The sequence below is a fragment of the Paraburkholderia sp. C35 genome (genome assembly GCF_003121405.1).
Lineage (GTDB): Bacteria > Pseudomonadota > Gammaproteobacteria > Burkholderiales > Burkholderiaceae > Paraburkholderia.
On sequence record NZ_QBUY01000018.1, the window covers coordinates 42,227 to 68,201 of the forward strand.

Here is a 25,975-nt window from a genome sequence, read left to right on the forward strand (position 1 = left end):
TCGCTGAGTGAGAGAAGCTATGAACTTTGCCACTGCAGATTTGTGCGACGAGCACGAAGATCAACTGGCGGCCGGCACGCTGCGGGTGCTCGATCCCGTGTTCAGCCGTTTTGGCCGTGCGACGTGTTTCGGCGGCGAAGCGGTCGCGCTGAAGGTGTTCGAAGACAACACGCTGGTGCGCGCGGTGCTCGAAGAAAAAGGCGCGGGCCGCGTGCTGGTGGTCGACGGCGGCGGCAGTCTGCGGTGCGCGCTGGTGGGCGGTAACCTGAGCCGGCTCGCCGAGAAAAATGGCTGGGCGGGCATCGTCGTGTACGGTTGCGTGCGCGATGTATTGGAACTGAACGAATGCAATCTCGGCGTCATCGCGCTCGCCACCCATCCGCAACGCTGTCAGCAGGTGGGCGGCGGCGAGCGTGATATTCCCGTGCTGCTGCCCGGTACGATCGTCAGGCCGGGCGAATGGATTTATGCCGACAGCGATGGCGTGCTGGTAGCGAGCGCGCCATTGATCTGACGGCGAGGTGTAGTCGGAAAACCGGTTGTAGATAGAGGATTGTGGACTGATGCAAAACGTCTTTGTGTATGGCACCTTGCGTGCCGGTGAAATCAACGATATTGGCGCTGCCGCGGCGCGCAACGACATTGCCGCGCCGACGCTGCTGGGCTCGGCCACCTTGCGTGGCCGGCTGTTCGACTTCGGCGCGTATCCGGGCCTCGTGCCTGACGATGCCGGCGTGCATGTGCGCGGCGACGTCTACGCGATCGACGACGACCTGGTTGCCGTGCTCGACGAGATCGAGCAGGTGTATCCCGGCGTCGAGGGTCTGTTCATGCCGCGCGAGGTGACGGTCAATGTCGAAGGCGCGCCTGTCACCTGCCGCTATTACCCGGTTCAGCGCGATGCCGTCAAAGGGCTGCAGGAAATTCACAGCGGAGATTGGGTCGCGCACCGCCGTTCAAACGGGCGCTGATGCAGCAGATAAAAAAATGGCCCAGCAGGCATGACGCCCGCCAGGCCATCCCGGTCGGTCAACCGTCGAGCAAGCGTGTTGCTCAGAGTTCTTCGTAAAGCGGCAGCGTCAGAAACTCGGTGAAGTTTTCCGAAGTCGACATGTCGATGAAGATGTGAGCGGCGCGATCATACGGTTGCGTATCGCCCGTGATCGAAGTCTTCACGTTGTCGAGTTCCTGGGCGCTCAGATCACGCACGAGTTCGGCCGTCCCCTTGCGGCCGTCGTCGAGCTTGCCCTTCGGCGAGCGGAGCCACTGCCACACTTGCGAGCGCGAGATTTCAGCCGTCGCGGCATCTTCCATCAGGTTGTGAATCGGCACGCATCCATTGCCCGCGAGCCACGAGCCGAGATAGTGGATGCCGACGTTGATGTTGTTGCGCAAGCCGGCTTCCGTGATGGGCGCTTCCGGGCGGAAGTCGAGCAGATCCTTGCCCGTCACCTGCACGTCGTCGCGCTGCTTGCCGATCTGGTTCGGCTTGTCGCCGAGCACCTTCACGAACTCTTCCATCGCGATGGGCACGAGTCCGGGGTGCGCGACCCAGCCGCCGTCGTAGCCGTCGGTGGCATCGCGCGCCTTGTCCGAGCGCACACCGGCCATCGCCTTGTCGTTCGCGGCGGCGTCGCTCTTGATCGGAATCAGCGCGGCCATGCCGCCGATAGCAGGCGCATTGCGTCGATGGCAGGTCTTCAGCAATTGCAGCGCGTAGGCGCGCATGAACGGCACCGTCATCGTGATCTGCGAACGGTCGGCGAGGCAGAAGTCCTTGTCGTTCTTGAACTTCTTGATCGCTGAGAAGATGTAGTCCCAACGACCCGCGTTCAGGCCCGAGCTATGTTCGCGCAGTTCGTACAGGATCTCATCCATTTCGAACGCGGCCAGGATCGTTTCGATCAAGACCGTTGCGCGAATCGTGCCGCGCGGCACGCCGACGGCTTCCTGCGCGGCGACGAAGATGTCGTTCCACAGACGCGCTTCGAGATGGCTTTCCATCTTCGGCAGATAGAAGTAGGGCGCCGTGCCGCGCGCCAGTTGCTCTTTTGCGTTGTGATGCAGGAAGAGCGCGAAATCGAAGATGCCGCCGGACACGCGCTGGCCATCCACCGTCACGTGCTTCTCATCGAGATGCCAGCCACGCGGACGCACGATCAGCGTCGCGATCTTGTCGTTCAGCTTGTATGACTTGCCGTTCTGCTCGAGCGAAATCGTGCGCCGCACGGCTTCCTTCAGATTGATATGGCCGGTGATCTGGTTAGCCCAGCTCGGCGCATTCGAATCCTCGAAGTCGGTCATGTACGAATCCGCGCCGGAATTCAGCGCGTTGATGATCATCTTGCGATCGACGGGGCCTGTGATTTCGACACGGCGGCGCTGCAGATCCTGCGGCAGCGGCGCAATCGTCCAGTCGCCGTCACGGATGCTTTTCGTTTCGGCGAGGAAGTCAGGCCGTTCGCCCGCGTCCAGACGCTTCACGCGTTCGACGCGTGCCTTCAGCAGTTGCTGGCGGCGCGGCTCGAAGGTCCGGTGCAGGGCCGCGACGAGTTCGAGGGCTTGCGGCGTCAGGATCGCTTCGAAGCCGGGCTGGATCTCGCCCGTGATTGCCATGCCCTGCGGGAGCGATAACGTGTTCGCCATGATTTCTCCTTGGTCGGTCAGTTTCAAAAATGCGTGTGATGCAGTTGCTATGCGTCGTGTGCCTGGATTGCGTGCCGTCATGCGCCAGGGCTGTGGCGCGGGCGGCGGTTTTTCTCACGGGATTTGTCCCGTTTGCCTGCTTTCGAGAACGACGACGGGTCTTCGATAAACGACAACAAATCACTCATGCTCGTGCCGGTGCCATGCGGCGTGACACCCAGTTCCTCGGCGGGCGCGTTCTGGCGGTTCAGCCAGAACACGGTGTAGCCGAACCAGTTCGCGCCGCTCGCGTCCCAGCCGTTCGACGACACGAACACGATCTCGCGTGCCGCCGCGCCGAATGCCGCCGTGCCGAGCGCGTAGGTCGCGGGCGCCGGTTTGAAGGCGCGCACGGCATCCACCGACAGCACGTGGTCGAACAGTCCCGACATGCCCGCGCTTTTCACGGCGATATCGAGCATCTGCGGATTGCCGTTCGACAGGATCGCAAGGCCAGTGGATTCGACGGCTTCGCCGCCCGTTGCCGCGCGCATGGCGCGAATCTGCCGCAACGCGGGCAGCACCTCGGGGAATGCCGACAGGCACGCGTATTCGTCCATCAGGCGTTTTTCGCCGGCCGCGTTCAATGTGAGGCCGAGCTTGCGCGCGGAGAACCGCAGCGCGTCGAGCGTGATGTTCCAGAACGGCTGATAGCGCGCGCCGCCAGGATCCGAGGCCGTGCGCAGCTGCGTGTATTCGATCTGTTTTTGCCGCCACAACTGCGAAAGCGCATCGCCGTGGCCCGGAAACATCTGCTCCGCGGCAGCGACGACGGAATGCACGTCGAACAGCGTGCCGTATGCATCGAAAATCACTGCTTTAGGGAAGAGTGTCGTTGTGGCCGACATTGCCTTGCGCTCCTTCAGAGGTCGGAATCGATTTTATTCGTGACGCCTTGTGCTAAAAAAGAGTCTAAAGATCACTTGATCTTTTACTTTCATCACCCTAATCTGACGCGACTGACTATTCGTGCGCGATCACAGCGCGCAACATCCGCAGATGGATCGCTTCAAGCAGATCGAGACTTTCGTCACTGTCGCGGCACGCGGCAGCCTGTCGGCGGCGGCGCAGGCCGAGGGCGTCGCGCCGGCGATCATCGGCCGTCGCATCGACGCGCTCGAAGAACGGCTGGGCGTCAAGCTGCTGGTGCGCACCACGCGCCGCATCACGCTGACGTACGAAGGCTCGGCGTTTCTCGAAGACTGTCAGCGCGTCATTCACGACATGCAGAACGCCGAGGCGAGCGTGTCGGCGGGTGGCGTGAAGGCGAGCGGCCATTTGCGTCTGTCCGCGCCCGCCGGTTTCGGGCGCAGGCATGTCGCGCCATTGGTGCCCGCGTTCACCGTCGCCCATCCGGACGTATCGATTTCTCTCGATCTTTCCGATCGCATGGTCGATCTCGTCAACGAAGGATTCGATTGCGCGATACGACTCGGCGAATTACCTGATTCGTCGCTGGTTTCGTTGAGATTAGGTGAGAACAAACGCGTGTGCGTCGCTTCGCCCAAGTACCTCGCGCACCGCGCCGCGCCGCAGACGCTTGCCGATCTCGCGCATCACAACTGCCTTGCGCTCGGCGCGAGTGCGAACCAGCAGCGCGGCTGGGTGTTCCAGCAAGGCGACAAGGTCGTCACCATCAAGGTCTCGGGCACGATGGAGTGTTCAGATGGCGCAGTGCTCCACGAGTGGTGCATGGAAGGCTATGGACTCGCGTGGCGCTCCTGGTGGGAAGTCGGCACGGACATCGCGGCAGGACGGCTGGTGAGCGTACTCGACGACTTCGCCGCGCCGCCCATCGGCATTCACGCGGTGTTTCCGCAGCGTCGGCATTTGCCGTTGCGTGTGAGACTGTTTCTGGATTTTCTCAAGCATACCTACGGCAGCCCCGGCTATTGGGGATAAGCGAGCCGAACGTGCCGTGCGCACGGGTTTCCGATATGCGGACATGCCCGCACGCGCTGCTTGCGCGACTTTTCGACGCACTACAATCGTTTTGACAGCCCGCCGCGCGGTCCATCTCCCCGCTGACCGCTGCGGCGCAGGCGGTTGTCCGCCTCCCTGCTCCCCAAGGCACGAAGCGGCGAGCGGCAGGCGCGAGCATTCCACACCTGCAGTCGACGACGGAGGGCACCATGTTCAAGCACATCCTCGTTCCGACGGATGGTTCGGACCTGTCGAAGAAAGCGATCGACGGCGCAATCGATCTTGCCCAGGCCGTCGGCGCGCGCGTGACGGCGTATGCCTGTCTGCCTCAGTATCCGTACTCGCCATTTTCCGAAGTCGTGATCGAGCCGCCCGTGGATTTCCAGGACCGCAGCGAGCGCGAAGCGCGTCAGCATCTGCAGGAAGTGGAAGAGGCCGCGCGCGGTGCGGGTGTCGAATGCACGAGTCAGACGAGCGTGCACCCGTCGCCATATCTGGGCATCATCGAAGCGGCCGAGCAGGGCGGCTGCGACGTCATCTTCATGGCCTCGCATGGGCGACGCGGACTGGGCAGTCTGCTGATCGGCAGCGAGACGCAGCGCGTGCTCACGCATACGAAAATTCCGGTGATCGTGTATCGATGAGGTACCCCGAATCCGGGCCGGAGTACTGCAGAAAGCCGCGCGCCAGCGGCGAGCGCTGGCGCGTGGGTTCTCGCGGATAGCAGCCCGTCAGGGCTGTCCTGATCGTGTCACTCTCAGGTTCGTCTCACCGGAAGCGGGCGTGCGAGAAACGCCCGATCCTCCTCTCCGACATGATTTGAAACCGGCCCTCTGCGGGGCCGTTCTTCACGTTGCTGCGAGAAAAAGGCGCATATCGTCTGATCGCTGAATCCGTCGACGTCGGATGACGTCAGACGCTTCAGGCGACCTTCTTGTTATCGAAGAACTGTTCGTCTTCGGTCGAACCATGCAGGGCCGTCGTCGACGCTTCGCGCTCGACCGTCTGCGTGACGGCGTCGAAGTAACCGGTGCCCACTTCGCGCTGATGCTTGACGGCGGTGAAACCCTTTTCGGCGGCAGCGAATTCGGCCTGCTGCAGTTCGACGAATGCGCTCATCTGCTGGCGAGCGTAGCCGTGCGCGAGGTTGAACATCGAGTAGTTCAGCGCATGGAAGCCCGCGAGCGTGATGAACTGGAACTTGTAGCCCATCGCGCCGAGTTCCTTCTGGAACTTCGCGATGGTTGCGTCGTCGAGGTTCTTCTTCCAGTTGAACGACGGCGAGCAGTTGTACGACAGCATCTTGCCCGGGAATTCCTTGTGGATCGCCTCGGCGAATTTTTTCGCGTATTCGAGATCCGGCTTGCCCGTTTCGCACCAGATCAGATCGGCGTACGGCGCATACGCGAGACCGCGCGACACGGCTTGCTCGAGGCCCGGCTTGGTGCGGTAGAAACCTTCCACCGTGCGTTCGCCCGTCAGGAACGGCTTGTCGTTGTCATCGACATCTGACGTGATCAGATCGGCAGCTTCGGCATCGGTGCGGGCGATCAGCACGGTCGGCACGCCCAGCACGTCGGCGGCCAGACGCGCAGCCGTCAGCTTGGCGACGTTCTCGCGCGTCGGCACGAGCACCTTGCCGCCCATGTGGCCGCACTTTTTCACGGATGCCAGCTGATCCTCGAAGTGCACGCCTGCAGCGCCCGCTTCGATCATCGCCTTCATCAGTTCGAATGCGTTCAGCACGCCACCGAAACCGGCTTCGGCGTCCGCGACGATCGGTGCGAAATAGTCGATGTAGCCTTCGTCGCCGGGATTCTTGCCTTCCGACCACTGGATCTGGTCAGCGCGCGTCAGCGTGTTGTTGATGCGCTTCACGACGAGCGGCACCGAGTTGGCCGGGTACAGCGACTGGTCAGGATACATTTCACCCGCCACGTTGGCGTCGCCTGCCACCTGCCAGCCCGACAGATAGATGGCCTTGAGTCCGGCCTTGACCTGCTGCATGGCCTGGTTGCCCGTCAGTGCGCCGAGCGCGTTGACGAACGGCTGCTGGTGCATGTCGGCCCACAGCTTTTCGGCGCCGCGGCGAGCGAGCGTGTGCTCAGGTTGCACCGAGCCGCGCAGACGCACCACGTCTTCTGCCGAGAAGCCGCGCTTGATGCCGTTCCAGCGGCTATCCGATTCCCATTGTTGTTGAAGCTGCTTTGCCTGTTCGTTGCGCGTCATGGTGTGCTCCTTTTTTGCCTTGAAGTCAGGTTCGTCGGACTCGTGACTGCGTCGAAGCGAGGTGCCGGGAGGCGCTCTGTTTCGCGAAGTCTTATATAAGAGTCTAGGCAAAAGGCTTTGGCCGGGCCAGACGCGACAAAGGCATTTTCGTTGATTTTTATTGTTTTAAATTCAATCAGTTACTGATTGAATTTCGCAATAAGAAATGAAATTTTCCATGTTGCAATAGCGTATCTTGTGCCACGCAACACGACTTTTTACGACGCAAAAAATTTTTTCGTATCGTGAAATTTGGCTTGGAGCGAAAAAAAACCGGCATCGAGTGCCGGTTTTCAGGATTCGCCGCAGGTCAGGACCTGGGCGAGGCGGGTGCCGAAGCACCCTTCATAGTCAGCTTAGTCGCCGCGGCGCGTGTTGCGCGGGCCATCGTTGCGACGTGCGCCGTAGCCGCCGTCGCGCGAGTAACCGCCTTCGCGATTGCCGCCACGGTAACCGCCTTCACGGTTACCGCCGCCGTAGCCGCCTTCACGGTTGCCACCAGCGGGCTTGTTGCCCCAGCTGCGGCCTTCGCTGTTGCCGCCTTCGCGCGCGCCGTAGCCGCCACGATTGCCGTCACGCGAGCCATAGCCGCCGCCGTGGCCGTCACGCGACCCACCGTAGCCCGGCTTGCCGCCGCCGCTGCCGAAGCGTCGGCCACCGCCATTGCCGCCACCCGGACGGCCACGGCCACCGAAGCCGCCACGGCCGTTTGCCGGCGGTGCCTTACGCGGCTCGAAGCCTTCCACCACGTTGACGGGCAGCGGCGAACGCACGAAGCGTTCGATACGCTTGAGCGCGCCTTGCTCGGCGTGATGCACGAGGCTCACGGCGATGCCCGAACGGCCCGCGCGGCCCGTACGGCCGATACGGTGCACGTAGTCTTCGGCGAACTTCGGCAGATCGTAGTTGAACACGTGCGTGATGCCGGGGATGTCGATGCCGCGCGCCGCGACGTCGGTGGCCACCAGCACGCGCACACGGCGCTCGCGCAGCGCACGGATCGTGCGGTTACGCGCGCCTTGCGGCAGATCGCCGTGCAGCGCAGCCGATTCGAAGCCTGCGTCGGCAAGACGGCCGGCCAGCATGTCGGCGTCGCTCTTGGTTGCCGTGAAGACGATGGCCTGGTCGAGGCCGTCGGCACGCAGCAGATGGTCGAGCAGACGATCCTTGTGATCGCGGTCGTCGACGTAGTGCACCGTCTGCGCGATGTTCGTGCGCTGTTCGATGCGTTGCTGGATCTCGATACGCTCCGGATCCTTCAGCAGGCGACCCGTCAGCGAGCCGATCTTGCCGTCGAGCGTGGCCGAGAACAGCATGGTCTGGCGCGTGGCGGGCGTCGCGGCGACGATCGGTTCGATGTCGTCGATGAAGCCCATGTCCAGCATGCGGTCGGCTTCGTCGAGCACGAGCATCTGCAGTTGCGACAGGTCGATGCGGCCGCGCTCCAGGTGGTCGAGCAGACGGCCCGGCGTAGCGACCAGAATTTCGGGGTTCTTCGCCAGCAGCATCAATTGCTGGCCGTCTGCGACGCCGCCGAGATTGCTGACGGTGCGCAGGCGCTTGAGGTGCTTGCCGTACGTGGAAGCGGCCGTCGTCACCTGCATCGCGAGTTCGCGGGTCGGCGTCAGAACGAGAAGGCCGGGACGTGCGACGGGCATCGGACGGCGGCCGCGGCCACCGGTGTTGCTGTCACGCGGCTCGCGCGGCTGGGCGGCTTGCGTCTTTTGCAGCTGGGCGAAGCGCTCGATGGCGGGCAGCATGAACGCTGCTGTCTTGCCCGAACCCGTCGGGCTGGACACCAGCAGATCGCGGCCCGCGATGCCCGCGGGAATCGCGCGCTGCTGCACGGGGGTCGGCGACTTGTAGCCGGCAGCCGTCAGCGCGGAGACGATTTCCGCCGACAGACCCAGCTCAGCGAACGTCGGGCCCTGAGGTTCATCGGCCTTGACGGCCGTTTCCGGCGTGTCGAGACCGAGAGCCTGATCGGCGATGGCGTTCAGCGGGCTGGAAGTATTGCTCGAAGTCATGTGACTCCTTGAAACATGGGAAATAGAACGTCGGCGCCAATCGGCATACCCAAGTCGTCGGATTCAGCGAGCAAAACAGCAGCGAGCAAATCGAAAAACGGGGGCAACTCGCGACAATGAAGGCGAGTTTCTCGTTAGAAGCTGTATCGAATGCGACAGGCCGGAAGTGGCTTGCCGCCAGCCTGGACTTGACGGCCCGTGGGGCCTTGCAGGAGGGGACAGGTTCTAAACTGGATTGGAGCAAAACGCTACGAGGCGCTTTTTCCGCCTGAGCGGTGAAACGCAGCCAGCATTATATCGATTTTTGCTGCACCGCGCCACCGTTAAGAACTTTCCGAATGAGGACGGCTGATTCGTGTGATGAAAACGATACCTCGCCAACGCGTTTTCTGATCAGGCCGCCGTGCCGTTCTTCAGCGATTCGACCAGTTCGACATACTGCTGGCGGGCCGTATCCTGCGAGGTGCCTTGCAGCGCGGCCCACGCATCGTACTTGTACTTGCCGACGATATCGGTGAAGCCGGGCTTGTCGCCGTGCGCGTCGCCGTCCGTGGCCTGCTTGAAGAGCGCGTACAGGCGCAGCAGGGTCAGGTTGCCCGGACGCTCCGGCAGTTGTTTCACGTCTTCCTGTGCCTTGGCGAAGAGACCGTCCACGTCGCTCATCCGTTCCTCCATGCTTTATTCGAGATAGGGCGTCGATCATAACAAGCGATATGTGACGCGCAGCCCTGCCAGACTGGAGCGATTCTTCCAAACGCCGGGCCGCGCGCCGGCATGCGAGTCGGGTTTTGTTCGCATCCGTCGACGCAGGGCGCCGCATTACAATAGCGGTCATGACGAAAACCGTGCTGCTTGCCCTCGATACTTCGACCGAATATTGCTCGGTCGCGCTGCTGTCCGCCGAATCCGCCGATGCTGCATCGCCGGCCCACGCGGCGACGCCTGCTCACTCACCGCGCGTCTGGGCGCGCCACGAAGCGACGGGCGCTGTTTCCAGCACGCGTCTTCTTCCCGCGATCCGCGAACTGTTCGACGAAGCAGGCCTCGCGCTTGCCGATTGCGACGCGATTGCATTCGGCGCCGGTCCCGGATCGTTCACGGGCTTGCGCACGGCGACGGGTGTCACTCAGGGCCTGGCCTTCGGGCTGAATTGCCCGGTCGTGCCGATCGGCACCTTGCTCGCCTGCGCCGAGAGCGTACGGCTGCGCGATCCCTCGACGACACGTGTGCTGGCCGCGCTCGATGCACGCATGGACGAGGTCTACTGGGCAGACTTCGCCTGGGACGACAGCGAAGGCGAATGGCGGACGGTTCACGCCGCGTCGCTGGGTGCGCCGGATGCGCTGGCCTTGCCGGACGAGCCGTTCACGCTCGCGGGCAACGCAGCCGCCGCGTTTGGCGAGCGCCTGAAAGCAGCGACGGTAGCCCGCAGCGTCGATCACGAAGCCGTACCGCATGCGCTGCCCGTGGCCTTTGCCGCGCTGCGCGCGTTCCGCGCCGGCCGCACGCTGCCCGCCGACCAGGCTGCACCCGTCTATATCCGCGACAAGGTCGCGCAGACCACGGAAGAGCGCATGGCCGCGAGGGCCGCGCAAGGTGAGGGCGCGCGATGAGTGGCGTGCTGCTGGCGGACCGCTATATGTCGCCAATGACGGAGGGAGATCTCGATGAGGTCGCCGTCGTCGAAAAGCTCGCCTACGAGTTTCCGTGGAGCCGGGGCAATTTCGAAGACTCGCTGCGCAACGGCTACTTCGGCGTGTGCCTGCGGCATGTGACGGGCACGCTGATCGGCTATTGCGTGCTGATGCCCGTCGTCGATGAAATGCATCTGCTGAATCTGTGTGTCGCGCCCGCTGCGCAGCATGCGGGCGCGGGGCTCGCGCTGTTGCGCGAAGCCGTGCGCATCGCGCATGCCGAGAAGCTCGCGGGCATGCTGCTCGAAGTGCGGCCGTCGAACCATCGCGCGATCAAGCTGTATGAGCGCTTTGGCTTTGCGTCGATTGGCCGTCGCAAGAACTATTATCCGGCGCGGCATCGCAGCCGGGAGGACGCCATCGTCATGCGTTTCAGTTTCGTCAAGGAGGGCGCAGATGGCGCTGCATGAATCCGCGCTGGAAGAGCTGGGCCTCGCGCCGATGTGGGTGCGTCGCGGGCAGGCGCAAGAGGTTGCTCGCGAGTCGCAGGTGATTGACGTCGATGCCGCTGCTGCGAACCCGGACGAGGCGCCGCCTGCGGCCTTCGCCTCGGTTGAAGGCAGCCGCGAACGGCTGAGGGCTGAGACCACTGGCCTGGTAACGGAAGCCGCGCCGCAGTCCGCGCTTGCGCGCGATGCAGGCGAAACGAAGACCGAACAGGTTGTCGCGCGCGCCGAGGCGAAGGCCGGAGAAACGGCGCCGTCGCCACGAAAGGCGCAAGCGCCTGAAACACCCATCGCACCGCCGCCCGCCAGCGACGACGACTTCGCCTGGTTCGACGATCTCCCCGCCGAGCCTCTCTCGCATGTGCTGGATAGCGAAGCGAAAGCCGATCGCCCCGCGCAGCCCGGCATCGACACACTCGACTGGACGGCACTCGAAGCCCGCGTCTCGGCATGCGAACGCTGCCGCCTGTGCGAGCGCCGCACGAACACGGTGTTCGGCGTCGGCGACCGCGAGGCCGACTGGATGCTGATGGTCGAAGCGCCCGGCGAAAACGAGGACAAGCAGGGCGAGCCATTCGTCGGTCAGGCCGGCAAACTGCTCGACAACATGCTGCATTCGCTCGAACTGGCGCGCGACACGAACGTGTATATCGCGAACGTGATCAAGTGCCGGCCGCCGGGCAATCGCAATCCTGAACCGGATGAAGTCGCGCGCTGCGAGCCGTATCTGCAGCGTCAGGTCGCGCTGGTGAAGCCGAAGCTGATCGTCGCGCTCGGACGCTTTGCCGCACAAAGCCTGTTGAAGACGGAGGCGAGCATTTCGTCGCTGCGAGGCCGCGTTCACGAGTACGAAGGCGTGCCTGTGATCGTCACGTACCATCCGGCGTATCTGCTGCGCAGCCTCGGCGACAAGGCGAAATCCTGGCAGGATCTGTGCCTCGCGCGCGACACCTGGCGCAACGCCGCCGCGCAAGGACAGCAAGGACAGATCGAGGACGCGGCGAAATGAGCGAAGACGCCGGGCCGACCGCTTCACTCGAGGCGCCGTTAGCAGCCCGGCTGGATGCGCTTGCCGATACAGCCGTACGCGATATCGCATGGCTGCTCTTCAGTCCCGATCTGTTGCGCCCGCAACGGCCGCCCGGCGTGCTGGCGACGCCGTTCGAATCTCCCGCTGAAGCAGCCGCCGCCATAGGTTGGCTCGAAGCACAGGATGCGGCCCCCGCCAACTTGCATCGTCATATTTCGGCGGCGCGCGTAACGCGTCTCGGACGTTATGCCGAGTGTCTGCTCGCGTGGTTCCTGAAAGAAGGCCCGGCGGCGCGGCTGATCGCGGCGAACGTGCCGCTGCGGCGCGCGGGCATCACGCTCGGCGAATGCGACTTTCTGGTGGAGACGAAGACGGGCAGGCGGCTGCATTGGGAACTGGCCGTCAAATGCTATCTGCACGCGGGCGATGGCCGCGGCGCACTGGCCGATTATGTCGGGCCTAATTTGCAGGATCGCTTCGATCTGAAGCTCACCCATTTGCTCGATCATCAGCTGCCGCTGAGCGCGCGCGAAGAGTTTGCGTCGCTGGGACATCGCGGTCCGTGGGAGGCGCAGATGTTCGTCAAGGGCTGGCTGTTCTACCGTAACGGTCTCGCGGAGCGCGATCCCGCTGAAATCGATCCTTCGCACGCACGCGGCTGGTGGGCGACGCACACCGAGTGGCCGTCGTTTGCGAGCCGGCACGCCGATGCATGGATGCTGCTGCCGAGGCTCGAATGGCTTGCGCCACGTCTGCGCGATGCGCAACCTGCGCCAGGTTTCGTGTCTGCAGATGAACTGGCGCAGCAAGTTGCACAGCAGACGGGGCCGACGATGGTGGCTGCATTTGTCGAGCAGCAGGATGGGCGGTGGAAGGAGCGCTCACGCGGCTTCATCGTTCCGGACGACTGGCCCGAGCGGGCGCACGCCTATGCGCGGGCGATACCGCACCACCCTGCGTCGAAGCGGCCTGAGATAGCCAGCTGAGCAGGCTTCCGCGGAATCTCAATGGATCGTGCGCTTGATCTCAGCAAGATGCGCGCGCCCGCTTACCACCAGCGATGAAAGTGATGCACCGGCCCGACGCCATGACCGACATCGAGCCGTCCGCTCTGTTCGAGCGCGCCCGTCAACCAGACCTTCGCATCGGCGACTGCGCTGGCGAGGTCGTCGCGTTGAGGAATCAGCGCCGCAATCGCCGACGACAGCGAGCAGCCCGTGCCGTGCGTGTTCTTCACGGGCACGCGCGGCGCGGCGAGGCGCATCGTGCCGCTGTCCTGGATCAGCCAGTCGGGGCTGTCGGCGGCGGCGAGATGGCCGCCTTTCATCAGCACGGCGCGCGCGCCCAGCTTGCGCAGCGCTTCGCCCTGATCGACCATCTCCGCTTCGTCGTTGGCGCTCGACGTGCCGAGCAGCGCAGCCGCTTCCGGCAGATTCGGCGTCAGCAGATCGGCTAGCGGCAGCAGTTCGTCGCGCACGGCATCGACGGCTTCGGGCGCGAGCAGCGCGTGATTGCTCTTCGAGATCATCACGGTATCGAGCACCACATGCTTCGGCTGATGGCGGCGTAATGCATCGGCGACGGCACGCACGATGCCCGCATTGGCCAGCATGCCGATCTTCACGGCATCGATGCGGATGTCATCGAATACCGCGTCCAGTTGCGCCGTGACAAAGCCAGGGTCGGGCGTATGGATGGCCGTCACGCCGCGCGTGTTCTGCGCGGTCAGCGCTGTGATCACGCTTGCGCCGTACGCGCCGAGCGCCGAAAAGGCCTTGAGATCGGCCTGAATGCCGGCGCCGCCGCCGGAATCGGAACCGGCGATCGTCAGGACGTTGGGAATCGGTCGGGTCATGTGAAAACCTGGAGAGCCTGAAAAGCAAAGGGCGCTGCGCGCGCCCAATGAGGTTGGTGCAGCGCGGGCGTCAGTGCCGCGCTTCGCCGATCAGCGAGACGGAATCGAATGCGCGCTGGTTTGCCTGGTGACGGCGCATCACGAGCCACATCATCACGCACACGAAGGTGCCGAACAGCACGATCACGATGGCAACGGGTACGTCGAGCCACACGAGCACGGCGTACAGGCAGAGCATCACCAGCACGGAGAGATTTTCGTTGAAGTTCTGCACGGCGATCGAGTGACCCGCCGACAGCAATACGTGCCCGCGATGCTGGAGTAGCGCGTTCATCGGCACGACGAAGAAGCCCGACAGCGCGCCGACTATCATCAGGAAAATATAAGCGAAGATCAGATAGCCGGGCACATGCATCCGGCCGAAGTTGAAGCCCCAGTGCGCCGGAAACCGACTTTTCGTATAGAACGCCATCAGCATCACGGCGATGCCCATGATGATGCCGACGGGCAGCACCGAGAGTGACTTCTTCAGCGGGATGCGCGCGGCGGCGATCATCGCGCCCGCCGCGACGCCCACTGCTACCACGGCCTGCAAAATCGCGCCTTCCGACAACGACATGCCGAGCGACACTTCCGCCCATTTCAGCACGATGAACTGCAGCGTCGCGCCTGCGCCCCAGAACAGCGTGGTGACGGCGAGCGAAATCTGGCCGAGCTTGTCGCGCCACAGCACGAGGAAACAGTCGGCGAAATCGGTAATGAGTTTGATCGGGCCATGCGCCTGCCGCGGATAGCGGGCGCCCGTGTCGGGAATGCGCAGATTGAAAAGCGCGGCGACGATATAGATCAGGATGATGATGAGCATCGCGGCTTCCGCCGGCGTATGGATCGCGGGCGGCGTGTGCTTGATGACGTGCGATGCAATATGCGGACTGATGAGTGCGCCGCCGAGCACGGTGCCGAGAATGATCGAGCCGACGGTCGTACCTTCGATCCATCCATTTGCGGCGACGAGGCGATCAGGCGGCAGCAGCTCGGTAAGAATGCCGTATTTGGCAGGCGAATAGGCGGCTGCCCCGAAACCGACGATGCCGTACGCCAGCAGCGGATGGGCGCCGAACAGCATGGTCAGACAGCCGACCACCTTGATGGTATTGGTCACGAACATCACGCGGCCCTTCGGGCGGGAATCCGCGAAGGCGCCGACGAAGGCGGCAAGAACGACGTACGACAGCACAAAGACCAGCTTGAGCAGCGGCGTCATCCAGGTTGGGGCGTGAAGATCTTTCAGCAGTGCAATAGCAGCGATCAGAAGCGCATTGTCGGCCAGCGAGGAAAAAAACTGCGCGGCCATGATGGTGTAAAAACCTTTTTTCATCTGATGCGATGCTTTCCTCGCTGCGGTCTGTCCGCCCCGGCCGTGAGATGTGCGTCCGGGCTTATTCCGTTCGAAATGGGTTGTGCGCACGGCTTTATATCACGAAAATAGCCGAATCCCGACTAGCAGAATCCTTGATCGCATTGTGGCAGTTGCCTTCGGCGCGTTGCAAACGCACTGTAAGCTACTGATTCGACAATGTCTTTACGAAAATATCCCATGCCGCGCCCAGTCTCAGCCACGATTCATACCGCCGCTCTCGCCAATAATCTCGCCGTTGCCCGCCGCTACGCGCCGAAGTCCAAGATTTGGGCTGTCGTGAAGGCCAACGCCTACGGTCACGGACTCGCGCGGGCGTTCCCCGGCTTGCGCGCCACCGACGGCTTTGGTTTGCTCGACCTCGAAGAAGCCGTGAAGTTGCGTGAATTGGGCTGGGCGGGGCCGATTTTGTTGCTCGAGGGCTTTTTCCGCCCCACCGATATCGACGTTATCGACCGCTATAGCCTGACGACGGCGCTGCATACGGACGAGCAATTGCGCATGCTGGAAATGGCGCGTCTGTCCAAACCCGTCAATATCCAGCTGAAAATGAACAGCGGCATGAACCGGCTCGGTTACACGCCGGAAAAATTCCGCGCCGCGTGGGAACGCGCGCGGGCTTGCCAGGGCGTCGGCCAGATCACGTTGATGACCCATTTCTCGGATGCCGACAGCGAGCGCGGCATCGCCTATCAGATGGAAGCGTTCGAGCGCGGCGCGCAGGGCATTGCGGGCGCGCGCAGCCTCGCCAACTCGGCCGCAACGCTGTGGTGCCCGGAGGCGCATTTCGACTGGGTGCGCCCGGGCGTGATGCTGTACGGCGCGTCGCCGTCGGGCGTGAGTTCGGCGATCAAGGACACGGGCCTGCAGCCCGCCATGACGCTCGCATCCGAACTGATCGCCGTGCAGACGCTCACGGAAGGCGGCACGATCGGCTACGGCTCGACCTTCACGGCCCGCGCGGGCATGCGTATCGGCGTGGTCGCGTGTGGTTACGCGGACGGCTATCCGCGCGTGGCGCCGGAAGGCACGCCCGTGATCGTCGACGGCATTCGCACGCGCATTGTCGGGCGCGTATCGATGGACATGATCACTGTCGATCTCACACCGTGTCCGCAGGCCAACATCGGTTCGCGCGTCGAACTGTGGGGCGCGCAGCTTCCCATCGACGACGTCGCGCAGTCATGCGGCACGATCGGCTACGAGCTGATGTGCGCCGTCGCGCCGCGCGTGCCCGTGCGCGCCGAGTGATCCAGACCAACAACATCGACGCGTGACGGAACAAGTTGGCTAAACAGAAAACGTTGTACAGCTGCACGGAATGCGGCGGGCAATCGCCGAAGTGGCAGGGTCAGTGCCCGGCGTGCCATGCGTGGAATACGCTGGTCGAATCGGTTGCGGAGTCACCTTCCGCGCACCGTTTCCAGGCGCTCGCCAAGAGTCAGCCGGTGCAGCGGCTGGCCGAAATCCAGGCATCGGACGTGCCGCGCTTTTCGACGGGCGTCGGTGAGTTCGATCGCGTGCTGGGCGGCGGGCTGGTGCCGGGCGGCGTGGTGCTGATCGGTGGCGATCCCGGCATCGGCAAATCGACGCTGCTGCTGCAGTCGCTCGCGGAAATCGCCAGCGAGCGGCGCGCGCTTTATGTGAGCGGCGAGGAATCGGCGGCGCAGATTGCGTTGCGCGCGCAACGGTTGTCGCTGCTGGAGCCGGGTTCTCACGCCACGGATCTGCAACTGCTCGCCGAAATCCAGCTGGAGAAAATCCAGGCAACCATCGCGGAAGAAAAGCCCGACGTTGCCGTGATCGACTCGATCCAGACCATCTATTCGGAAGCGCTGACGTCCGCGCCGGGTTCCGTTGCGCAGGTGCGTGAATGCGCCGCGCAACTCACACGCGTCGCCAAGCAGTCGGGCACGGCCATCATCATGGTCGGTCACGTGACGAAAGAGGGCGCGCTGGCCGGTCCGCGCGTGCTCGAACACATCGTCGATACCGTGCTGTATTTCGAAGGCGACACGCACTCGTCGTTCCGCCTCGTGCGCGCGTTCAAGAACCGCTTCGGCGCGGTCAACGAACTGGGCGTATTCGCGATGACGGAGCGCGGTTTGCGCGGCGTCGCCAATCCGTCGGCGCTGTTTCTGTCGCAACATGAACAGATCGTGCCGGGTTCGTGCGTGCTGGTCACGCAGGAAGGCACGCGGCCGCTGCTGGTCGAAGTGCAGGCGCTCGTCGATGCCGCGAACGTGCCGAACCCGCGACGTCTCGCCGTCGGCCTCGAACAGAACCGGCTGGCAATGTTGCTCGCCGTGCTGCACAAGCACGCGGGCATTGCATGCTTCGATCAGGACGTGTTCCTGAACGCAGTGGGCGGCGTCAAGATCACCGAGCCGGCCGCCGATCTCGCCGTGCTGCTCGCCATTCATTCGTCGATGCGTAACAAGGCGCTGCCGAAGGGCCTGATCGTATTCGGCGAAGTGGGGCTGGCGGGTGAAATCCGGCCGTCGCCGCGTGGCCAGGAACGTCTGAAGGAAGCCGCGAAGCTGGGGTTCTCGGTTGCGCTGATTCCTAAGGCGAACGCGCCGAAGCAGCCTATCGACGGTTTGCAGGTCATCGCAGTCGACCGTCTCGAGCAGGCCATCGACCGTATCCGAACGCTCGAATAGCGGCTGTGGAATCAGGCGGATTGCGTCGGCTTTCTGGCGTAATCCGCTGTAAATTTCTGAGCGCCGTCTGTAACCCAGGCGACTTTCGTTTTTCCTATCCTCGTGAAATGGAATGTCACGAGTGGAAAAGGAAGACGTCTTGAAACAGTCTCATGAATCCTCGGGCGAGTTTCTCGCGAACCTGCGCGGCTGCCGGGTATCGGCGCCCATACATGGGCCGTGGGGCGGCGGGTGCCGGATCGTCGAATGGATCGACACGACCGGCCAGATTTCGCGGCGTGTCGTGGCAGAAAACGTGACGGCCGACGAAGTGCGGGCCACCATCCGGCATCATAAGGAAGCCCGCAAGCATCGCCTGATCGACGACGAACGCGAGCCACGGCAGACCTTGCCGCGACGCTAAAACGAGTTTCCGGTTATCGGTTGCCCGTCTGGCGCGACTGATCGGCTTTCCCGTGGCTTGCCTGTTGCGTCTGTTGTGCCTGCTGCGCCTGTTCTGCCTGTTCGGCCATCAGTGCCACGCGCACGGCCAGATTGAAAAGCGGATGCTGGGCTGCTTCAGCCGGCGTCAGCACGGGCGACACACAGCAATCCAGCGGGACGAGCAGCATGCCCCATTCGTCGATCGAACGCGTGGCGATCAGCGCCGCCATATCCTTGATCAGCTGCACGGCGTCCGGCCCGGCAATCGCCTGACCGAGACTCCAGTGGCGCGTCGCCCAGTCGGGACGTTCGAGCGCCATGCACAGCGTTTCCCAGAATTTGAGTTCGAGCGCGCCGACGGCGAGCCATCGCCCGTCGAGCGTGCGATACAGGTTGTAGCAGGGCACGCCGCCGTTCAGCAGGCCGCTGCCCGCGACAGGCGCCGTACCGTCATTGGCGAGCGCGACCTGCGCGACGACGTTGTTCGCATAGGTGCAATGCGCCATCGACACATCCACGAAGCGCCCATCGCCGCCGCGCGCTACGGCCCACAGTGCAGCAAGAATCTGATTGACGGCGGACAGCGCACCGCCAAGCAGATCCGCGATCTGGAAGTTCGGCAAGATCGGCGTGCCGTCGCGCGCAGCAAGCTGATCGAGCACACCCGCGTAGCCGATGTAGTTCAGATCATGCCCCGCTAGCTGAGCGAAAGGGCTGTCCGCGCCATAGCCGGAAATCGCGCAGTAGACCAGCTTCGGATTGATCACCCGCAGCTCGTCGTAGCCGACGCCGAGCCTGTCCATCACGCCGGGCCGGAAACTCTCGATCAGCACGTCCGCCTCGTGCGCGAGCGCCATCAGCACGGTGCGTCCACCTTCCGATTTCAGATCGAGCCGCGTTTCGCGCTTGCCGCGATTGACCAGCCGGTAGAACGCGCCGGGCCGTCCCGCCACGCGGTCGGCGCTGCTTTGCATCATCGTGCGCGTGGCGTCGCCGGCGCCCGGTGCTTCGATCTTCAACACGTCGGCGCCCATTTCCGCGAGCCTCAGCGTCGCAACGGGGCCGGGCAACAGGCGCGTCAGGTCGAGCACACGCAAGCCCTTCAGTGCGGCAGTAGACGACAATGCGCAGCCCTCCATCGATTGCTGGCGCGGCCTCGATTCCCTGTGCGTACCTTCGCGGCGGCGAAGGGGCCGTTAGCCGATTTGTTCGAGTTCCTCGTGCGCCTCGAGCCAGTCGGCTTCGAGCGGTTCGAGTCGTGCGGTGACATCTGCCTGACGGCGGATCGCTTCCGTCAGCTTCGTTTTCTGCTCGGCGGCATAGCTGGCGGGATCGGCGACGAATGCATCGAGCGTAGCCTTTTCCGCGTTCAGCGCGTCCATTTCCTTTTCGATCTTCGCGATGCGGTTCTGCAACGGCTTTTTCAGATGCGAGAGCTTCTGGCGCGTTTCCGCTTCCAGCCGGCGCTGTTCCTTGCGATTCACCGATGCGTCCGCGCCATTCGCATTCGCAGCCGACGCATCCGCTTTCAGCGCCGCGCGCTGTTCAGCAGCGTGTTGCAGCAGCCAGTCGCGATAGTCGTCGAGATCGCCGTCGAACGGCTGCAGCTTGTGCTTCGCGACGAGCATAAACTGGGCTGTCGTGGCACGCAGCAAATGACGGTCGTGCGACACGAGGATCAGCGTGCCTTCGAACTGCGCAAGCGCCATGGTCAGCGCGTGACGCGTCTCCAGATCCAGGTGGGTGGTCGGTGCGTCGAGCAGCAGCAGATTCGGCTTCTGCCAGATGATCAGCGCGAGTGCGAGCCGCGCCTTTTCGCCGCCGGAGAAGGGCGCAATCGCAGCCGTCGCCATGTCGCCGGAGAAGTTGAAGCTGCCGAGGAAGGCGCGCAGTTCCTGTTCGCGTGTATCCGGTGCGAGGCGCGCGAGGTGGAGCAGCGGCGAAGCGTCGGGCCGCAGCGTCTCCAGCTGATGCTGCGCGAAATAGCCGAGCTGCAAGCCCTTGCCCTGGCGCACATGACCGCCGAGCGCTTCTAGCGTGCCCGCGAGCGTCTTGATCAGCGTCGACTTGCCCTGGCCGTTCGCGCCGAGCAGACCGATGCGCTGGCCATTCTGGATCGACAGCGCCACGCGCTCGACAATGGGAATCTCGCTGCCGTCTTCCGCGTGATAGCCGCAGCGCACGTCTTCCATCACCATCATCGGATTCGGCGCGGAGTCGGGCGTGCGGAATTCGAACGTGAACGGCGACGCGATATGTGCGGGCGCAATCAGCTCCATCTTTTCGAGCGCTTTCATGCGGCTTTGCGCCTGGCGTGCCTTGGTGGCCTGCGCCTTGAAGCGGTCGACGAAGCTTTGCAGATGCTCGATGGTCTTGCGCTGCTTCTCGTACGCGCTCTGTTGCAGCGCCAGTTGTTGCGCGCGCAGCACTTCGAACTGCGAGTAGTTGCCGCCGTATCGCTTGATCTGCTGGTTCTCGAGATGCAGCGTAACATTGCACACCGAATCGAGAAATTCGCGGTCGTGCGAGATCACGACGAGCGTGCCCGGATAGCGATGCAACCAGTCTTCGAGCCAGACGATAGCGTCGAGATCCAGGTGATTGGTCGGTTCGTCGAGCAGCAGCAGGTCGGAGCGGCACATCAGCGCTTGCGCGAGATTCAGGCGCATGCGCCAGCCGCCCGAAAAACTGCCGACGCTCGCGCGGGTCTGGTCGAGCGTGAAGCCGAGACCGAGCAGCAGCGCTTCGGCGCGTGCGGGTGCCGTGTAGCCGTCGGCATCGGCGACGGCAGCGTGCGCTTCGGCTTCGGCCGCGCCATCGTGCGCGGCGGACGCTGCCGCGATGCGCGCTTCGATCGCGCGCAGGGCGGCATCGCCGTCGAGCGTGTATTCGAGTGCGGTTTTGTCGACGGCAGGCGTTTCCTGTGCGACGTGCGCGATCTGCCACGACGGTGGCATCGAGACGTCGCCGCCGTCGGCATGCAGTTCGCCGAGCAGCACGGAGAACAGGGTGGATTTGCCCGCGCCGTTGGCGCCCACGAGGCCGGCCTTCTCGCCGGGGTTGAGCGTGAAGGTGGTCTGTTCGAAGAGCGGCTTGGTGCCGCGCGCGAGACTGAACTGGTTGAAGCGGATCACAGCAGGGCCGGCTTGAAGAAAAACGCTATTTTAGACTGCGCGGGCTGGCTCGGGCATTGGCCGGTCGGCCAGGTGGCGCGCGGCGTTGGAAAATTTAAACTAACCATAATTCTGGAGGGCGACACATGACAGCAGACAAGTCTTCGATTTATTCCTTTTCGGCGCGCACACTGGGCGGCGAGCCGGTCGGTCTCGAACGTTACGACGGCAAGGTGATGCTGATCGTCAACACGGCGAGCGAATGCGGCTTCACGCCGCAATATACGGGCTTGCAGAAGCTGCACGAGCAGTACGCGGCGCGCGGGCTGGAGGTGCTCGGCTTTCCGTGCAACCAGTTCGGCAAGCAGGAGCCGGGCGACGCCGCGCAGATCGGCGCATTCTGCGAAAAGAACTATGGCGTCACGTTCCAGATGTTCGACAAGATCGACGTAAACGGTTCGGACGCGCACCCGCTGTTCAAGTACCTGAAGGACGAGGCGCCCGGCGTGCTCGGCATCGAAGCCATCAAGTGGAACTTCACCAAGTTCCTCGTGGATCGCAACGGCAAGGTCGTCAAGCGTTACGCGCCCACCACCAAGCCCGAAACGATCACGGACGATATCGAGGCGCTGCTGTAAGCGCGCGTCAAAGAATCGGCGCGAACAGTCGCGCGACATGCATCAGCACGCGCCGCAGCGCCGGCGCGTTGCGATACTCGCCGCGGTCGATTTCATAGGCTTCGGCGAAGTCGCGCAGCAGCATTGCTTCGACTTCCGCCGCGAAACCGTGGTCCACGGTCAGCACCATGATTTCGAAGTTCAGGCGGAACGAACGGTTGTCGAGGTTCGCGCTGCCAATGGCTGCCGCGACATCGTCGATCAGCACCACCTTCTGGTGCAGAAAACCCGGACGGTAACGGAACACGCGCACGCCCGCGCGGATCGAGTCGTACGCGTAGAGCTTCGACGCCTCGAACACCACGCGGTGATCGCGCCGGCTCGGGATCAGGATGCGCACGTCGACGCCTCGCAGCGCCGCCAGTCGCAAAGCCGCGAACACCGCTTCGTCGGGCACGAGATAGGGCGTGGTGATCCAGACGCGCTCACGCGCTGCGTTGATCGCTTCGACGAAGAACAGCGAGCAGGTTTCCTGCTTGTCGGCGGGGCCCGTCGGCACGACGAGGCAGTGCATGCCCTCGCTGGGACTGGCGGGCGGCGGCGAATCGAAGTGCGGCAGATCCTGCGTGGCCCAGTACCAGTCTTCCGTGAACACGAACTGGATGCTGGCCACAGCGGGGCCGCGCACTTCGATATGCGTGTCGCGCCACGGCGAGAGCGGCGGCTTGCCGCCCAGATATTCGACGCCGACGGTATGTCCGCCGACGAACGCCCGCTCGCCATCCACCACGACGATCTTGCGGTGATTGCGGAAGTTGAGCTGGAAGCGGTTGACGAACTTGCGGTTGGTCGCGAACGGATGCATCTGCACGCCGCCCGCGAGTAGCGACGCGACATAGCGGTGCGGCAGATCGAAGCTGCCGATGCTGTCGTACAGCACATACACGCGCACGCCTCCGGCGGCTTTCGCGAGCAGGGCGTCCTTGAGCATTTCGCCGAGCGCGTCGGCGCGCACGATGAAGAACTGCACGACCACATAGTGCCTGGCGTTTTCGATCGCATCGAGAATGGCCGCGAAGCTCGCTTCGCCGTTCACCAGCGTGCGCACATGGTTGCCAGGCAGGAACGGCATGCCCGACAGCCGTGTCAGCGAGCGCACCAGTTGATGACCGAGCGCTTCCGTCGGGCGGCCTTGCGACGACGCCTCCGTATCCCATTCCGGCGGGTGCGCGCGCGTGCGCAGCGTTTCGTTTTCGAGGCGGCGTGCGTCCGCATACCCGGCGAACTTGCTGCGCCCGAGAAACAGATACGGCACGAGTGTGAGGTAAGGCATCGCGACGAGCGACACCGCCCACGCGATCGCGCCTTGCGATGTGCGGGTGTGCAGGATGGCATGGCAGGCCGCGATCACGCCCAGGGCATGGGCGAGAAACACGAGCGTGCCGATGTGAAGCAGATCGAATTGCATAGGCGTGCGAGCGATGACCGTCGCGCTGCGCGTGGTTGACTACGTGACGGCTCGTGCCGGGATCGGTCGCGAGTGCCGGGTTGTAGCAGCGCGGTCGCGCTCATATTACCGAAAGCGCTCGCTCCGCGGTCGGCCCGTCGATAGGCTGGGAGGGGCTTTTTGTGCGAAGAAGGGCGTGCGCGTGCCAGATGCATATCCCCAAATGCACACGACGCACGGCGCCCAGTGGGGCGGCGTGCGTCGCGAGGACGACTATCAGGCGGTGCAGCAGTCAGCCGCTCAGCCGTTGATGTGTATCAACTGACGGGCAGATCGCTCGCCTGGATCAGGAATACGTTATCGTCGCCGGCACTGGTGGACATCCACACCAGATCGAGGCCGCCGAATGCCGCTTCGACGTTCGCGCGCTCGTTGCCGATCTCGACCACCAGCACGCCTTCGTCCGTCATCCAGTTGCGTGCTTCGGCGATGATGCGGCGCACGATATCCCTGCCGTCCGCGCCACCTGCAAGCGCCATGTCCGGCTCGTGCTTGTACTCGGCGGGCAGCACTTTCATCGACTCCGCGTTCACGTACGGCGGATTCGTGATGATCACGTCGTAGCGGCGCTCGGCCAGCGGCGCGTACAGATCCCCTTCGAACAGGGCAACGCGGTCGTCGAGTTCGTAATCGTGAACGTTGCGCGCCGCGACTTCGAGTGCGGCTGCCGAGAGATCGACAGCGTCGATGTCGGCGTTCGGGAACGCATGGGCTGCCAGGATCGCCAGGCAGCCGGAGCCGGTGCACAGTTCGAGCACCGCGCCCACCTGTTCGGGATCTTCGACATACGGCTGCAAGCCGTCCTGCAGCAATTCGCCGATGAACGAACGCGGCACGATCACGCGCTCATCGACATGGAAGCGATAGCCGTGCATCCACGCTTCCTGCGTGATGTAGGCGGCAGGCACACGGTCCTTCGCGCGCCGCTCGATCACTTTCAGCACGGACTCGATTTCCTCGTTCGTGAGGCGTGCGTCGAGAAACGGCTCCAGCAGGTCGATAGGCAGATGCAGCGTGTGCAGCACGAGATAAGCGGCTTCGTCATAAGCGTTCGACGAGCCGTGGCCAAAGGCGAGACCGGCCTGGTTGAATTGCGACACTGCATAGCGCAGCACGTCGCGCACCGTGGAAAACGGATGAGTCATGGTCTGGGCCCTCCGTCAGGCGATCAGTTGTTCGAGCACACGTCGGTAGACGTTCTTGAGCGGCTCGATATGTGCAACTTCGATATGTTCGTCGATCTTGTGAATGCTCGCATTCAACGGGCCGAACTCGATCACCTGCTTGCAGATGCGCGCGATGAAGCGGCCATCGGAGGTGCCACCCGTCGTCGACAGTTCCGTCGTGAGGCCGGTTTCGGCGTGGATCGCCTTCTCCAGCGCATCCGCCAGCTCGCCGCGCGGCGTGAGAAAGGGCAGGCCGCTCACGGACCACTTCAGATCGTATTCGAGGCCGTGTTTGTCGAGGATCTGGTGCACGCGGCTTTGCAACCCTTCGACCGTGCTAGCCGTCGAGAAGCGGAAGTTGAACATCACTTCGGCGTGACCGGGGATGATGTTGGTCGCGCCCGTGCCGCTGTGCAGGTTCGACACCTGCCAGGTGGTGGGCGGGAAGTATTCGTTGCCTGCATCCCAGTGCTCGGCGACCAGTTCGGTCAGCGCGGGCGCGAGCAGATGCACCGGGTTCTTCGCCAGATGCGGATAGGCGATATGGCCTTGCACGCCTTTGACGGTCAGCTTGCCCGACATCGAGCCGCGCCGGCCGTTTTTCACCATGTCGCCGAACTGCGCGCTCGACGTTGGCTCGCCGACCACGCAGTAGTCCATGCGCTCGCCGCGCGCCTGGAGCGCCTCGACCACTTTCACGGTGCCGTCCGTTGCCGGGCCTTCTTCGTCGCTGGTGATGAGCAGCGCCAGCGTGCCGCGATGCTGCGGATGCGCGGCCACGAACTCTTCGCTCGCCACGACAAAGCCCGCAATCGACGCCTTCATGTCGGCGGCGCCACGGCCATACAGCTTGCCGTCGCGATGGGTCGGCTGGAACGGTGCGGAGTGCCATTGTTCGAGCGGGCCTGTCGGCACGACGTCGGTATGGCCTGCGAAGGCGAGCAGCTTGCCGTCCTTGCCTGCCGTGCCGCGCTTGACGGCCCACAGGTTCGTCACGCCATTCGATTCGATTGTTTCGCAGTCGAAGCCGATTGCGACCAGGCGCTCGATCAGCAGGCGCTGGCAGTTCTGATCGTCGGGCGTGACAGACGCGCGCGCGATCAGGGCTTCCGTAAGGGCAAGGGTGCCGGACATCGATTCA

General features: G+C 63.7%; 24 protein-coding genes. 12 read left to right on the top strand and 12 right to left on the bottom strand.

Features of this window, described 5'->3' with window-relative positions; genetic code table 11:
- Positions 1 to 19: 19 nt before the first annotated feature.
- On the top strand, positions 20 to 514 hold the full coding sequence (rraA, locus tag DK391_RS14175; protein WP_109478595.1) for a ribonuclease E activity regulator RraA: 495 nt from the start codon (positions 20 to 22) through the stop codon (positions 512 to 514).
- Positions 515 to 563: 49 nt separating this feature from the next.
- The gene (locus DK391_RS14180; RefSeq protein ID WP_109478596.1) at positions 564 to 971 is read left to right on the top strand and encodes a gamma-glutamylcyclotransferase family protein; all 408 of its coding nucleotides are present in this window, start codon (positions 564 to 566) and stop codon (positions 969 to 971) included.
- An 82-nt stretch (positions 972 to 1,053) separates the two neighbouring features.
- Here DK391_RS14180 and aceB read toward each other — a convergent pair whose 3' ends face one another.
- Together aceB and DK391_RS14190 are read right to left on the bottom strand one after the other, a co-directional pair.
- Positions 1,054 to 2,646, bottom strand: coding sequence for a malate synthase A (aceB, locus tag DK391_RS14185; protein ID WP_109478597.1), 1,593 nt, complete (start codon positions 2,644 to 2,646; stop codon positions 1,054 to 1,056).
- Between the two features lie 77 nt (positions 2,647 to 2,723).
- Positions 2,724 to 3,533, bottom strand: a complete 810-nt coding sequence (locus DK391_RS14190) for a haloacid dehalogenase type II (protein ID WP_109478598.1) — start codon at positions 3,531 to 3,533, stop codon at positions 2,724 to 2,726.
- A 151-nt stretch (positions 3,534 to 3,684) separates the two neighbouring features.
- On the opposite strand from DK391_RS14190, the gene DK391_RS14195 reads away from it, so the two are divergent.
- Positions 3,685 to 4,587 carry a LysR family transcriptional regulator gene (locus DK391_RS14195; RefSeq protein WP_109478654.1) on the top strand — a complete coding sequence of 301 codons (903 nt, stop codon included), beginning with the start codon at positions 3,685 to 3,687 and terminating at the stop codon, positions 4,585 to 4,587.
- A 230-nt stretch (positions 4,588 to 4,817) separates the two neighbouring features.
- The gene (locus DK391_RS14200; protein WP_012400765.1) at positions 4,818 to 5,252 is read left to right on the top strand and encodes a universal stress protein; all 435 of its coding nucleotides are present in this window, start codon (positions 4,818 to 4,820) and stop codon (positions 5,250 to 5,252) included.
- A gap of 277 nt (positions 5,253 to 5,529) precedes the next feature.
- Here the strand turns inward: DK391_RS14200 and aceA are convergent, their stop codons facing one another.
- From aceA to DK391_RS14220, 3 genes are all read right to left on the bottom strand, one after another.
- On the bottom strand, positions 5,530 to 6,837 hold the full coding sequence (aceA, locus tag DK391_RS14205; RefSeq protein ID WP_109478599.1) for an isocitrate lyase: 1,308 nt from the start codon (positions 6,835 to 6,837) through the stop codon (positions 5,530 to 5,532).
- A 395-nt stretch (positions 6,838 to 7,232) separates the two neighbouring features.
- Entirely contained in the window at positions 7,233 to 8,903 is a 1,671-nt protein-coding gene (locus tag DK391_RS14215; protein WP_109478601.1) for a DEAD/DEAH box helicase, read from the bottom strand.
- A gap of 393 nt (positions 8,904 to 9,296) precedes the next feature.
- The gene (locus tag DK391_RS14220) at positions 9,297 to 9,566 is read right to left on the bottom strand and encodes an acyl-CoA-binding protein (protein ID WP_109478602.1); all 270 of its coding nucleotides are present in this window, start codon (positions 9,564 to 9,566) and stop codon (positions 9,297 to 9,299) included.
- Positions 9,567 to 9,736: 170 nt separating this feature from the next.
- Between DK391_RS14220 and tsaB the strand changes: the two genes are divergently transcribed.
- From tsaB to DK391_RS14240, 4 genes are read left to right on the top strand one after another with little or no spacing between them, the layout of a single operon-like run.
- Positions 9,737 to 10,516, top strand: coding sequence for a tRNA (adenosine(37)-N6)-threonylcarbamoyltransferase complex dimerization subunit type 1 TsaB (tsaB, locus tag DK391_RS14225; RefSeq protein ID WP_109478603.1), 780 nt, complete (start codon positions 9,737 to 9,739; stop codon positions 10,514 to 10,516).
- The gene (rimI, locus tag DK391_RS14230) at positions 10,513 to 11,007 is read left to right on the top strand and encodes a ribosomal protein S18-alanine N-acetyltransferase (protein WP_109478604.1); all 495 of its coding nucleotides are present in this window, start codon (positions 10,513 to 10,515) and stop codon (positions 11,005 to 11,007) included. The genes tsaB and rimI overlap by 4 nt, the downstream gene beginning before the upstream one ends.
- Positions 10,994 to 12,052, top strand: coding sequence for a uracil-DNA glycosylase (locus DK391_RS14235; RefSeq protein ID WP_109478605.1), 1,059 nt, complete (start codon positions 10,994 to 10,996; stop codon positions 12,050 to 12,052). The genes rimI and DK391_RS14235 overlap by 14 nt, the downstream gene beginning before the upstream one ends.
- Complete coding sequence (locus DK391_RS14240; RefSeq protein ID WP_109478606.1) at positions 12,049 to 13,059, top strand: DUF1853 family protein; 1,011 nt, start codon at positions 12,049 to 12,051, stop codon at positions 13,057 to 13,059. The genes DK391_RS14235 and DK391_RS14240 overlap by 4 nt, the downstream gene beginning before the upstream one ends.
- 62 nt (positions 13,060 to 13,121) lie before the next feature.
- Here the strand turns inward: DK391_RS14240 and thiD are convergent, their stop codons facing one another.
- Complete coding sequence (gene thiD / locus DK391_RS14245) at positions 13,122 to 13,928, bottom strand: bifunctional hydroxymethylpyrimidine kinase/phosphomethylpyrimidine kinase (RefSeq protein ID WP_109478607.1); 807 nt, start codon at positions 13,926 to 13,928, stop codon at positions 13,122 to 13,124.
- A 70-nt stretch (positions 13,929 to 13,998) separates the two neighbouring features.
- Complete coding sequence (gene lplT, locus DK391_RS14250) at positions 13,999 to 15,306, bottom strand: lysophospholipid transporter LplT (protein WP_109478608.1); 1,308 nt, start codon at positions 15,304 to 15,306, stop codon at positions 13,999 to 14,001.
- 219 nt (positions 15,307 to 15,525) lie between these two features.
- Here lplT and alr point away from each other — a divergent pair, with 219 nt between their 5' ends.
- The 3 genes from alr to DK391_RS14265 all read left to right on the top strand — a co-directional run bounded on the left by alr (position 15,526) and on the right by DK391_RS14265 (position 18,411).
- Positions 15,526 to 16,596: an alanine racemase gene (gene alr / locus DK391_RS14255; protein WP_109478609.1), complete on the top strand. Its 1,071-nt coding sequence runs from the start codon at positions 15,526 to 15,528 to the stop codon at positions 16,594 to 16,596.
- 35 nt (positions 16,597 to 16,631) lie between these two features.
- Entirely contained in the window at positions 16,632 to 18,008 is a 1,377-nt protein-coding gene (gene radA / locus DK391_RS14260) for a DNA repair protein RadA (protein WP_109478610.1), read from the top strand.
- Positions 18,009 to 18,147: 139 nt separating this feature from the next.
- Positions 18,148 to 18,411 carry a DUF2866 domain-containing protein gene (locus DK391_RS14265; RefSeq protein WP_109478655.1) on the top strand — a complete coding sequence of 88 codons (264 nt, stop codon included), beginning with the start codon at positions 18,148 to 18,150 and terminating at the stop codon, positions 18,409 to 18,411.
- Between the two features lie 13 nt (positions 18,412 to 18,424).
- Here the strand turns inward: DK391_RS14265 and DK391_RS14270 are convergent, their stop codons facing one another.
- Both DK391_RS14270 and DK391_RS14275 read right to left on the bottom strand, forming a co-directional pair.
- A complete protein-coding gene (locus DK391_RS14270) occupies positions 18,425 to 19,570 on the bottom strand; it encodes a CaiB/BaiF CoA-transferase family protein (protein WP_109478611.1) in 1,146 nt (381 codons plus the stop codon).
- Positions 19,571 to 19,627: 57 nt separating this feature from the next.
- Positions 19,628 to 21,565: an ATP-binding cassette domain-containing protein gene (locus DK391_RS14275; protein ID WP_109478612.1), complete on the bottom strand. Its 1,938-nt coding sequence runs from the start codon at positions 21,563 to 21,565 to the stop codon at positions 19,628 to 19,630.
- Positions 21,566 to 21,690: 125 nt separating this feature from the next.
- On the opposite strand from DK391_RS14275, the gene DK391_RS14280 reads away from it, so the two are divergent.
- Complete coding sequence (locus tag DK391_RS14280; RefSeq protein WP_109478613.1) at positions 21,691 to 22,182, top strand: glutathione peroxidase; 492 nt, start codon at positions 21,691 to 21,693, stop codon at positions 22,180 to 22,182.
- A gap of 7 nt (positions 22,183 to 22,189) precedes the next feature.
- Here the strand turns inward: DK391_RS14280 and cls are convergent, their stop codons facing one another.
- From cls to dapE, 3 genes are all read right to left on the bottom strand, one after another.
- Complete coding sequence (gene cls, locus DK391_RS14285; RefSeq protein ID WP_109478614.1) at positions 22,190 to 23,629, bottom strand: cardiolipin synthase; 1,440 nt, start codon at positions 23,627 to 23,629, stop codon at positions 22,190 to 22,192.
- Positions 23,630 to 23,925: 296 nt separating this feature from the next.
- Complete coding sequence (prmB, locus tag DK391_RS14295) at positions 23,926 to 24,813, bottom strand: 50S ribosomal protein L3 N(5)-glutamine methyltransferase (RefSeq protein ID WP_109478616.1); 888 nt, start codon at positions 24,811 to 24,813, stop codon at positions 23,926 to 23,928.
- A 15-nt stretch (positions 24,814 to 24,828) separates the two neighbouring features.
- Entirely contained in the window at positions 24,829 to 25,968 is a 1,140-nt protein-coding gene (dapE, locus tag DK391_RS14300) for a succinyl-diaminopimelate desuccinylase (RefSeq protein ID WP_109478617.1), read from the bottom strand.
- Positions 25,969 to 25,975: the final 7 nt, after the last annotated feature.

Excerpts from the sequence above, each read along its gene's own strand:
- thiD (WP_109478607.1), bottom strand. The coding sequence starts at position 13,928 with ATGACCCGACCGATTCCCAACGTCCTGACGATCGCCGGTTCCGATTCC.
- rraA (WP_109478595.1), top strand. The coding sequence starts at position 20 with ATGAACTTTGCCACTGCAGATTTGTGCGACGAGCACGAAGATCAACTG.
- DK391_RS14200 (WP_012400765.1), top strand. The coding sequence starts at position 4,818 with ATGTTCAAGCACATCCTCGTTCCGACGGATGGTTCGGACCTGTCGAAG.
- DK391_RS14215 (WP_109478601.1), bottom strand. The coding sequence starts at position 8,903 with ATGACTTCGAGCAATACTTCCAGCCCGCTGAACGCCATCGCCGATCAG.
- DK391_RS14220 (WP_109478602.1), bottom strand. The coding sequence starts at position 9,566 with ATGAGCGACGTGGACGGTCTCTTCGCCAAGGCACAGGAAGACGTGAAA.
- alr (WP_109478609.1), top strand. The coding sequence starts at position 15,526 with ATGCCGCGCCCAGTCTCAGCCACGATTCATACCGCCGCTCTCGCCAAT.
- DK391_RS14180 (WP_109478596.1), top strand. The coding sequence starts at position 564 with ATGCAAAACGTCTTTGTGTATGGCACCTTGCGTGCCGGTGAAATCAAC.
- DK391_RS14240 (WP_109478606.1), top strand. The coding sequence starts at position 12,049 with ATGAGCGAAGACGCCGGGCCGACCGCTTCACTCGAGGCGCCGTTAGCA.
- DK391_RS14270 (WP_109478611.1), bottom strand. The coding sequence starts at position 19,570 with ATGGAGGGCTGCGCATTGTCGTCTACTGCCGCACTGAAGGGCTTGCGT.
- DK391_RS14190 (WP_109478598.1), bottom strand. The coding sequence starts at position 3,533 with ATGTCGGCCACAACGACACTCTTCCCTAAAGCAGTGATTTTCGATGCA.
- DK391_RS14195 (WP_109478654.1), top strand. The coding sequence starts at position 3,685 with ATGGATCGCTTCAAGCAGATCGAGACTTTCGTCACTGTCGCGGCACGC.
- rimI (WP_109478604.1), top strand. The coding sequence starts at position 10,513 with ATGAGTGGCGTGCTGCTGGCGGACCGCTATATGTCGCCAATGACGGAG.
- DK391_RS14280 (WP_109478613.1), top strand. The coding sequence starts at position 21,691 with ATGACAGCAGACAAGTCTTCGATTTATTCCTTTTCGGCGCGCACACTG.
- aceA (WP_109478599.1), bottom strand. The coding sequence starts at position 6,837 with ATGACGCGCAACGAACAGGCAAAGCAGCTTCAACAACAATGGGAATCG.
- lplT (WP_109478608.1), bottom strand. The coding sequence starts at position 15,306 with ATGAAAAAAGGTTTTTACACCATCATGGCCGCGCAGTTTTTTTCCTCG.
- prmB (WP_109478616.1), bottom strand. The coding sequence starts at position 24,813 with ATGACTCATCCGTTTTCCACGGTGCGCGACGTGCTGCGCTATGCAGTG.
- DK391_RS14235 (WP_109478605.1), top strand. The coding sequence starts at position 10,994 with ATGGCGCTGCATGAATCCGCGCTGGAAGAGCTGGGCCTCGCGCCGATG.
- tsaB (WP_109478603.1), top strand. The coding sequence starts at position 9,737 with ATGACGAAAACCGTGCTGCTTGCCCTCGATACTTCGACCGAATATTGC.
- aceB (WP_109478597.1), bottom strand. The coding sequence starts at position 2,646 with ATGGCGAACACGTTATCGCTCCCGCAGGGCATGGCAATCACGGGCGAG.
- cls (WP_109478614.1), bottom strand. The coding sequence starts at position 23,629 with ATGCAATTCGATCTGCTTCACATCGGCACGCTCGTGTTTCTCGCCCAT.
- dapE (WP_109478617.1), bottom strand. The coding sequence starts at position 25,968 with ATGTCCGGCACCCTTGCCCTTACGGAAGCCCTGATCGCGCGCGCGTCT.